At 34.0% G+C, this 9,463-nt stretch carries 7 protein-coding genes; 6 read left to right on the plus strand and 1 reads right to left on the minus strand.

From position 1 onward, the window contains the following. Positions 1-18: 18 nt before the first annotated feature. A complete protein-coding gene (locus H510_RS0106570) occupies positions 19-990 on the plus strand; it encodes a YpdA family putative bacillithiol disulfide reductase (RefSeq protein ID WP_026903594.1) in 972 nt (323 codons plus the stop codon). A gap of 96 nt (positions 991-1,086) precedes the next feature. Here H510_RS0106570 and purB read toward each other — a convergent pair whose 3' ends face one another. Beyond that, the gene (gene purB, locus H510_RS0106575; RefSeq protein WP_026903595.1) at positions 1,087-2,433 is read right to left on the minus strand and encodes an adenylosuccinate lyase; all 1,347 of its coding nucleotides are present in this window, start codon (positions 2,431-2,433) and stop codon (positions 1,087-1,089) included. Between the two features lie 159 nt (positions 2,434-2,592). Here purB and H510_RS0106580 point away from each other — a divergent pair, with 159 nt between their 5' ends. The 5 genes from H510_RS0106580 to H510_RS0106600 form a co-directional block, all read left to right on the plus strand. Then, entirely contained in the window at positions 2,593-3,204 is a 612-nt protein-coding gene (locus tag H510_RS0106580) for a TetR/AcrR family transcriptional regulator (RefSeq protein ID WP_036692157.1), read from the plus strand. 7 nt (positions 3,205-3,211) lie between these two features. Then, entirely contained in the window at positions 3,212-4,564 is a 1,353-nt protein-coding gene (locus H510_RS0106585; RefSeq protein WP_026903597.1) for a TolC family protein, read from the plus strand. Positions 4,565-4,589: 25 nt separating this feature from the next. Further along, on the plus strand, positions 4,590-5,678 hold the full coding sequence (locus H510_RS0106590; protein WP_026903598.1) for an efflux RND transporter periplasmic adaptor subunit: 1,089 nt from the start codon (positions 4,590-4,592) through the stop codon (positions 5,676-5,678). 61 nt (positions 5,679-5,739) lie between these two features. Then, positions 5,740-9,111: an efflux RND transporter permease subunit gene (locus H510_RS0106595; protein WP_026903599.1), complete on the plus strand. Its 3,372-nt coding sequence runs from the start codon at positions 5,740-5,742 to the stop codon at positions 9,109-9,111. A 133-nt stretch (positions 9,112-9,244) separates the two neighbouring features. Beyond that, positions 9,245-9,463 (plus strand): transposase (locus tag H510_RS0106600; RefSeq protein ID WP_026903600.1); only part of this gene is annotated, 219 nt, incomplete at its 3' end.

Below are 9,463 nucleotides of genomic sequence, written 5' to 3' on the forward strand. Positions count from 1 at the left end.
ATAGGAACAAAATAATTTATGGAAGATGTTTATGATATCATCATTATTGGTGGTGGCCCTATTGGATTAGCCTGTGCCATAAAAGCGCAACAAGCTAAGCTCAGTTATTTGATTATAGAAAAAGGATGTTTAGTAAACTCTATTTACAATTATCCACAAAACATGACTTTCTTTTCTACATCAGAAAAGTTAGAGATTGGCGATGTTCCTTTTGTTTCTAATCATCCAAAACCTACCCGGTCCGAGGCATTAGAATATTACCGCAGAGTTGCCTTAAAATTCAAGCTTCAGATAAAGCTTTTTGAAGAAGTAAAAGCTTTAGATAAAAAACAATATTATGAAATTTTAACATCTAAAAATAAATATCAATCTAGAAATATCATCATATCAACTGGATTTTATGATTTACCTGTATTATTAAATGTACCTGGTGAGGGTTTGCCAAAAGTTTACCATTATTATAAAGACCCCCATTATTTTGCTTTACAAAAAGTTATAGTTGTTGGTGCTAGTAATTCATCTGTAGATGCTGCTTTAGAATGTTATAGAAAAGGCGCTGATGTTACTATGATTGTTAGAGCAGATGATATTGGTGAGAGGGTTAAATACTGGGTCAGACCTGATATTAAAAACCGTATTGCAGAAGGTGCTATAAAAGCGTATTTTAAATCATCTATTAAAGAAATAAGAGCAAATGAAGTTATTGTTGAAACCCCTGATGGTGAAATGTGCCTAGAAAATGATTTTGTTTTAGCTCTAACAGGTTATCAACCTAATTTTGAGTTTTTAAATAAAATGGGAATTACTTTAACCGATGATGAAAAACAATATCCTCAACACCATCCAGATACTATGGAAACCAATAGAGAGGGTATTTATTTAGCTGGTGTAATTTGTGGAGGTATGGATACACATCTTTGGTTTATAGAAAACTCTAGAGAACATGCTGATATGATTATAAATGCAATATTAGCTAAAAATCAAAGTTAAGTTTTAGACATTTAGGCTTAAAAAACTTTAAGCTTTGCAAAGTTACGCAAAGCTTAAAGCTTAATTTATAGATGATATATCGTCTAATCTAGAACTTTAAAATATTCCTGTATAATTAGCTGGTGTAATTTGTTTTAATTCGGCTTTTATAGCATCAGAAACATCTAAAGTATTCACAAAATCAGCAATAACAGCCGCATTTATACCTGTATTGGTACGTGTTAAAGCTTTTAATGCTTCGTAAGGATTAGGGTAGTTTTCCCTTCTTAAAATAGTTTGTATGGCCTCTGCTACCACAGCCCAATTATCTTCCAAATCTTGAGCTATCGCATCTTGGTTTAACAATAATTTATTTAAACCTTTAACCGTAGATTTTAAGGCAATTAAAGTATGTGCTAATGGCACACCCACGTTTCTTAAAACTGTAGAATCTGTTAAATCTCTTTGTAAACGACTAACAGGTAGTTTAGCAGCCAGATGCTCGTAAAGGGCATTTGCAATACCCACATTTCCTTCAGAGTTTTCAAAATCAATAGGGTTAACTTTATGTGGCATAGCAGATGAGCCAACTTCGCCAGCTTTAATTTTTTGTTTGAAGTAGTTCATAGAGATATAAGTCCACATATCTCTATCTAAATCTAATATGATATTATTAATTCTTTTCAGCGCATCAAATTGTGCCGCCAGATTATCGTAATGCTCTATTTGTGTAGTGTATTGAGAACGACTTAAACCTAATTGTTGGTTTGCAAATTTATTACCGAAATCTTGCCAATTGATGTTGCCATAAGCTACATGGTGGGCATTAAAGTTTCCGGTAGCACCACCAAATTTAGCCGCAAAAGGAACGGCTTTTAGTTGTTCGTATTGTTTTTCTAAACGCTCTACAAAAACCAAAATTTCTTTACCTAATTTAGTTGGCGATGCTGGCTGCCCATGCGTATGTGCTAGTAAAGAAATATCTTTCCAATCGGTAGCTAACTGTTTTAATAAAGCAATTAAAGCCTCTATTTCTGGATAAATAACTTGTTCTAAACCTAATTTCAAAGAATAAGGGATGGCCGTATTGTTGATGTCTTGTGAGGTTAGACCAAAATGGATAAACTCTTTAAATTCTCCTAAGCCTAATTCATCAAATCTGTTTTTAATAAAATATTCTACAGCTTTAACATCGTGATTGGTCGTTTTTTCAATCTCTTTAATTTCTAAAGCATATTCTTCTCTAAAGTCTTGATAAATCTTTCTTAAATCAAGGAACTTTTTAGCATCAAAGTTTTGAAGTTGTGGCAGTTTTACTTCGCATAAAGCTATAAAGTATTCTATTTCTACAAAAACACGGTATTTGATTAAACCAGCCTCAGAAAAAAACTCACCTAATTGTTTAGTTGCTTGATGATATCTGCCATCAACTGGAGAAATTGCGTATAAAGAAGATAAACTCATGTTAAAAATTTTTGCAAAAATACAAAAATGAGTGGGATAGGCTAAGGAAAGATGAAATGATTCTTGAAAAATACCTCGTTGAATTATGAAAAATAAAATTTTTATTGGAAACTTTGGAAATGATAAAAGTTTCCATAGTTTTGTCGGCGATTAGAAATTATGGAAGAAGTGCAGTTATACATCATTAAAGAAGCAGAGAAACTGTTTATGAAATACGGTTTGCGCAGTGTTACCATGGATGACATTGCCAAGCATTTAGGTATGTCTAAAAAAACACTCTATGTAAATTTTAAGGATAAGAATGATTTGGTAAACCACATGTTTACCACCATTTTAAAGGAAGATGAGTGTCAGTTAGATTGTTGTAGTGCCGAGGCTGAAAACGCGATAGATGAGATGTTCAAGATTATGAATTATTTAAAAGATAGCCTGTCTGGTATCAATCCGATAGTTTTTTACGATTTAGAGAAATATCATGCAGAAGCAAATGGTATTATGAAAGATTTTAAACATGGTCATATTTTACAGAAATGTAAAATCAATTTAGAACGTGGTATAAAAGAAGGGTTGTATCGCGATGATTTAAATATCGAAGTTTTGGCAGCTTCAAGGGTAAGCCAGATAGATTGGGTGTTTGAATCAGACTTGGTGCGAGGCGGAAAATATAGTTTATATGAAGTCATAACCGAACTTACTAACCATTTTTTATGTGGTGTAGCAACTCAAAAAGGATTAGAATTAATAACAGAATATAAAGACAAGTACAAATAGTAAACACATGATAGCCAACAGAATGCTGCTTGCAGCAATTTTAAGTTTAATTTCTTCTTCTGTTTTGCTGGCCCAAACAGATACGGTAACCACACATAGTTTTACCTTAGAAGAATGTATACAATATGCTTATAAGCATCAAACAGATGTTTTAAATGCAGATATAGACAAGAAAATAGCCGATGCTAAAGTAAAAGAAACCATTGGTATAGGTTTACCACAAATTAGTGGAAATGCAACGTTTCAGGATTTTTTGAAGATACCAACATCTTTGATACCCTCAGAAATCTTTGGTGGTACTCCAGGTACTTTTACTCCAGTACAATTTGGGGTTAAATATCAATCAAGTACAGGTATAGACGTTAGTCAGCTTTTATTTGATGGTAGTTACATCGTAGGTTTACAAGCCTCTAAAACTTTTAAAGAACTTTCTCAGAGAGCTTTTACAAGAACCAAGATAGAAACCAATGTAGCAGTAAGAAAGGCTTATTACATGGTTTTGGTAAATAATGAGCAATTAGATTTGTTAAATGCAAATATTAGCCAATTAGAAGAGCAATTAAAACAAACAAAAGCTTTAAATGAAAATGGTTTTGCAGAAAAAATTGATGTAGATAGGTTAAATGTATTATATAATAACCTAGTTACTGAAAGAGAAAACATAAAACGTTTATTAGCGCTAGGCAACCAAATGTTGAAGTTTCAAATTGGAATGCCAGTAGAACATACGCTTATAGTAGAGGGTAAAATAGCTGATGTTAACTTAACTGATACAGAAGAAGTGGTATTAGATACTACTGCTTATAAAAGCAGAATTGAGTACAGTTTAACTCAAACTCAAATTAAATTGAACGAGTTAGACCTAAAAAGATATAAATCTCAATACTTGCCCAGTTTAGCTGCTTTTGGTTCTGGCGCTTACCAATTCCAAAGTAATAATTTCAATCAGCTCTATGATAATAGATTTCCAACGGTAGTAGTAGGCTTACAATTAAACGTACCCATATTTAGTGGTTTTCAAAAAGCAAACCGGGTAGCACAGGCAAAACTTACTCTACAAAAGTCAAATAATGATTTATTTCAGGTTAAAAACTATATCAATTTGGAGATTAAAAGTAGCGCAACCAATTTCAGAAATAGTATAGCTTCTTTAAACAACCAAAGAGCCAATCTTAATTTAGCTAACGAAATTTTAAGAGTTTCTAAAATTAAATACGAGCAAGGTGTGGGGTCTAGTATAGAAGTTACACAAGCACAAACATCTTTAAAAGAGGCAGAAAATAACTATATCAATGTGTTGTATGATGCTTTAGTGAACAAAGTTAACTTAGACAAAGCAAGCGGTAAAATCAATGAATAATCAAAAAAATATAATCCATAATACAATGAGAAATTTTATATACCTAACCGTTATCGTGTTTTTAGCAGCTTGCGGAAGCGGCGATGATAACAAGAAAGCACAGCTAGATAAGCTTAAAAAAGAACAAGCAGAAATAAATGCTAAAATAGTAAAGCTTGAAGCCGAGCTAGGCTCTAATCAAGACACTTTAACTAAAGATGTTAATGTTTACGAAGTTAAATCATCAACCTTCAAAAACTATATAGAAATACAAGGTAGGGTAGATGCAGAAGAAAACGTACAAGTTAACCCTGAGGCTGCTGGTGTGCTTACCAAAATATTTGTAAATATTGGCCAAAATGTATCTAAAGGACAAGTTATAGCTCAGATAGATGATGCTGTTCTTCGTCAGAGTATGGCGCAGTTACAAACACAGTTAGATTTAGCCACCAATTTATATAACCGTCAAAAAAATCTTTGGGACCAAAAAATTGGTACCGAAGTACAGTTCCTAAATGCTAAAACCCAAAAAGAAGGTTTAGAAAAGCAAATGGCGGTTTTAAGACAACAAGCGGCTATGTATAAAGTAAAATCGCCAATTAATGGTACCATAGACCAATTAGATTGGAAAATTGGTATGGCTGTACAACCAGGTGCACCAGGTGTAAGAATTGTAAATGCTAATGATTTAAAAGCAAAAGCATTGTTATCAGAGACTTACGCTTCAAGAATAGATAAAGGTGATGAAGTAGAAATCATTATTCCAGATGCTAAAGATTCTTTAACCACCAAAATTTCTTTCACTTCTAAAGTGATAGATCCAGCCTCAAGAAGTTTTAGTGTAGAGGTAAATTTGCCAAGCAAAAAAATCTATCGCCCTAATATGTTAGCAGTTTTAAGAATTGTTGATTATGAGAAAGCAAATGCTTTAACCGTACCCATCAAAGCAGTACAAAAATCAGAAGCAGGAGATTACTTACTAATTGCTGATAACGGAAAGGCAAAACGTGTAGCCGTTAAAATAGGTAATGTTTATAACGGTATGGCAGAAGTATTAAGTAGTTTAAATGCTGGTGATAAAGTTATCACAATAGGCTTTAACAACCTTAACGAAGGTGATTTAGTTAAGTTTTAATCGTACTATAAATAAGATGTTTTTACCTGTTTATAAAACAGGGTTGATTAAATAAACAACAATGAAAGACGTACAAAAAGAATTTAAACCCGCCAGTTGGGCAATAGATAACAAAACTGCTATCTATGTCCTTACGGTGATATTGTTAATAGCAGGTTACTTTGCTTATGTAAGCTTGCCTAAAGAAAACTTCCCAGAGATTTCTATACCTAAAATATTTGTGACTACGGTTTACCCAGGTACTTCTCCAGAAAATATGGAGAATTTAGTAACCAAACAGCTAGAGAAGCAAATAAAGTCTCAGCAAGGGCTAAAAAAAGTTACCTCAAATTCTTATCAGGATTTTTCATTCATCACCGCAGAATTTAATGCCGATGTTGATATTAAAGATGCTAAACAAAGGATTAAAGATGCCGTAGATAAAGCCAAGCAAGATTTGCCTACAGATTTACCAGATGATCCAGAGGTTTTAGATATTAATTTATCTGATTTGCCTATCATGTATCTCAACTTATCCGGAGATTATGATTTGAAAACATTAAAGCAATATGCTGATGACTTAAAAGATAGGATAGAGGCTTTACCAGAAATTTCGGGTGTTGATATTGTTGGTGCTTTAGACCCAGAAGTTCAAATCAATGTAGATATGAACAAAATGGCCGCCGCACAAATATCTTTTTCAGATATAGAAAGAGCGGTAGGTTACGAAAACGTTTCAGCATCTGGTGGTACTGTTCCTATGGATGGTGTTAGACGTACCTTAAACATTAAAAAAGAATTTGCTTCTGCGGAGGAGATTGCCAATATCGTGGTTAAAAATCCTGTTGGTTCTTCTATTTATTTAAGAGACATTGCGCAAGTTGTGGATGGTTTTAAAGAGCAAGAATCGTTTGCTCGTTTATATGGTAAAAATGTAATTACACTAAACGTTAAAAAGCGTTCTGGCGAGAACTTAATTGAGGCCTCAGACAAAATAGAGGCCGTTATTGCCGAAATGAAGACAAAGCAGTTTCCTAAAGGCTTAGAAATTGTTACTACCGGAGATCAATCAGACCAAACCCGTGTTACTTTACACGATTTAATCAATACCATCATCATTGGTTTTATTTTGGTTACCCTGATATTGATGTTCTTTATGGGGGTTACCAATGCATTCTTCGTGGCATTATCGGTACCATTATCTATGTGTGTGGCTTTCTTACTGATGCCTACCATTGGTTTTACCATGAATATGATTGTATTATTCTCTTTCCTACTTGCCTTAGGCATAGTGGTGGATGATGCTGTGGTGGTTATCGAAAATACACACCGTATTTTCGACAATGGAAAAGTGCCTATTAAACAAGCTGCAAAAATGGCCGCCGGCGAGGTATTCTTACCCGTATTCTCTGGTACCATGACAACCCTAGCACCATTTATTCCACTAGCATTTTGGCCAGGTATTATAGGCGAGTTTATGTTCTTTTTACCTATAACACTCATCATCACTCTATTAGCTTCTTTGCTGGTAGCTTATATTATTAACCCGGTTTTTGCGGTTGATTTTATGACCGCTCATGAGCATGATGATACCCATAAGCCAACTTTTGATAAACAAGTTAAAAAGGTGCTTAAATACTTTGCTGGCGCTGCTGTTTTAGCTTATATCATAGATTTTGGCTTTGGTAATATGGTAGTTGTATTAGCATTGTTTTACTTATTACAGCATTTTTATCTTAACAGAGTTATCTATAAATTCCAAAATCAAGTATGGCCAAGATATCAGGATAAATATGCCAATTTCTTAAAATGGGCGTTACACAGGCCTTATACTATTTTAGGAAGTACTTTAGGTTTATTGGTGTTTTCTATCATTTTCACCATGATTATGAAGCCTAAATTTGTGTTCTTCCCGGAAGCTGATCCTAACTTTACTTATGTATACATCAGTTTACCAGTCGGTACAGATCAAGCTTATACCAACGAAGTAACCAAAAAAGTTGAAGCTAAAGTTACAGCCGTAGTGGATAGTATGGGAAAACAAAATGTTTCTTCTATTATCTCTAACGTAACCAAAGGTGTAACCGATCCTCAGGATGAAGATCAAGGCGATTATCCAAACCGTGGTAAAGTTACCGTAGCTTTTGTGGAGTTTGGTAAGCGTAGCGGCAAACCAACTACAGAATATATGACAGCCATAAGAGAAGCTGTGAAAGGTGTTCCTGGAGCAGAAATTTCTGTAACCCAAGAACAATCTGGTCCGCCAACAGCTAAACCTATCAGTATAGAAATTACGGGTGATGATTTAGACTCTTTGGTGGTAACATCAGAAAGATTAAAAAACTACTTAGTAGCCAAAAATATACCTGGGATTGAGGAGTTAAAATCCGACTTCCAAAACAATAAGCCAGAAATTATTTTTGATATTGATAGAGAAAGAGCCAACCGTGAAGGTATTTCTACCGGACAAATTGCTTTGGATTTAAGAACTGCTCTTTACGGTAAAGAAGTTTCTAAATTCCGTGATTTGGATGAGGATTATGAAATTAACGTAAGAGCTCAGGAAGACCAACGCAATAGTTTAGAGGCGCTTAGAAACTTAAAAATTACTTATCGTGATATGGGTATGGGCGGTATGATTCGTCAAGTACCAGTTTCTTCTTTTGCTGATATTGATTATGTAAATACTTACGGAGGTATCAAGCGTAAGCAACAAAAAAGAATCATTATTTTATCATCAAACGTATTGTCTGATTATAATGAGAACGAAGTTGTAGCTAATATCCAAAGAGAAATTAATCAATTTAATGCACCTGATGGCGTGTTGGTTAAAATGGCTGGTGCCCAAGAAGAGCAGGCAGAAACAGCAGCTTTCTTAGGTTTAGCCTTAGGTGTAGCTTTCTTCCTGATTCTAATTATCCTCGTGATTCAGTTTAACTCTATAGGTAAGCCAATCATCATTTTAAGTGAAATTCTGTTTAGTATCATTGGGGTATTGTTAGGTATTAGCTTATTTAAAATGGAAATGTCTATCGTGATGATGGGGGTAGGTATTGTGGCACTAGCAGGTATTGTGGTGCGTAACGGTATCTTATTGGTAGAATTTGCCGATTTAATGATAGAACAAGGAATGCAACCTTTCGAGGCTGTTTTAGAAGCGGGTAGAACTAGGATGACGCCTGTACTACTTACAGCAACTGCAACCATGTTAGGTTTGGTTCCTCTGGCAGTAGGCTTAAACTTAGATTTTGCTAAACTATTCTCAGAAGGTAATCCACATATTTACTTTGGTGGAGATAACGTAGCTTTCTGGGGCCCTCTATCATGGACCATGATATTTGGTTTAAGTTTCGCAACCTTCTTAACCTTAATTCTTGTACCTTCTATGTATTTGATTAGGATAAGAATAAAAGAAAGATTGTTTAAAAAGAAAACTCAAGAGGTTGAGGCATAAAAAAAAGAGGCTGTCTCAAAAAGGCAGTCTCTTTTTGTTTGATAATAATGAGTTAATTTAGTAGATAAATTTCATATTTTTTTGGTATAAATACTTGATTTACTTATATTTAAGTGTAAATCAATAAGATGTAATGCCAAATAAAGTACCTGTTTTCAAGCCCTATAATCAGCATCAAATCATGATGCTTCCTCCATCCTTAGAGGAGCTTATACCTGAAAGTCATACAGTTAGAGTAGTCAATGAGGTTATCAATCGCATCAATGTAGAACCTTTATTATCAGCTTATCAGACTAAAGGCACATCATCCTATCATCCTTTGATGTTGCTTAAAGTATTGGTTTATGGTTAT

The organism is Pedobacter glucosidilyticus DSM 23534, assembly GCF_000425145.1.
Lineage (GTDB): Bacteria > Bacteroidota > Bacteroidia > Sphingobacteriales > Sphingobacteriaceae > Pseudopedobacter > Pseudopedobacter glucosidilyticus.

What these genes read in the sequence shown, in the direction of transcription:
- purB (WP_026903595.1), bottom strand. Translation starts at nt 2,433, where the DNA reads ATGAGTTTATCTTCTTTATACGCAATTTCTCCAGTTGATGGCAGATAT.
- H510_RS0106590 (WP_026903598.1), top strand. Translation starts at nt 4,590, where the DNA reads ATGAGAAATTTTATATACCTAACCGTTATCGTGTTTTTAGCAGCTTGC.
- H510_RS0106595 (WP_026903599.1), top strand. Translation starts at nt 5,740, where the DNA reads ATGAAAGACGTACAAAAAGAATTTAAACCCGCCAGTTGGGCAATAGAT.
- H510_RS0106580 (WP_036692157.1), top strand. Translation starts at nt 2,593, where the DNA reads ATGGAAGAAGTGCAGTTATACATCATTAAAGAAGCAGAGAAACTGTTT.
- H510_RS0106570 (WP_026903594.1), top strand. Translation starts at nt 19, where the DNA reads ATGGAAGATGTTTATGATATCATCATTATTGGTGGTGGCCCTATTGGA.
- H510_RS0106585 (WP_026903597.1), top strand. Translation starts at nt 3,212, where the DNA reads ATGATAGCCAACAGAATGCTGCTTGCAGCAATTTTAAGTTTAATTTCT.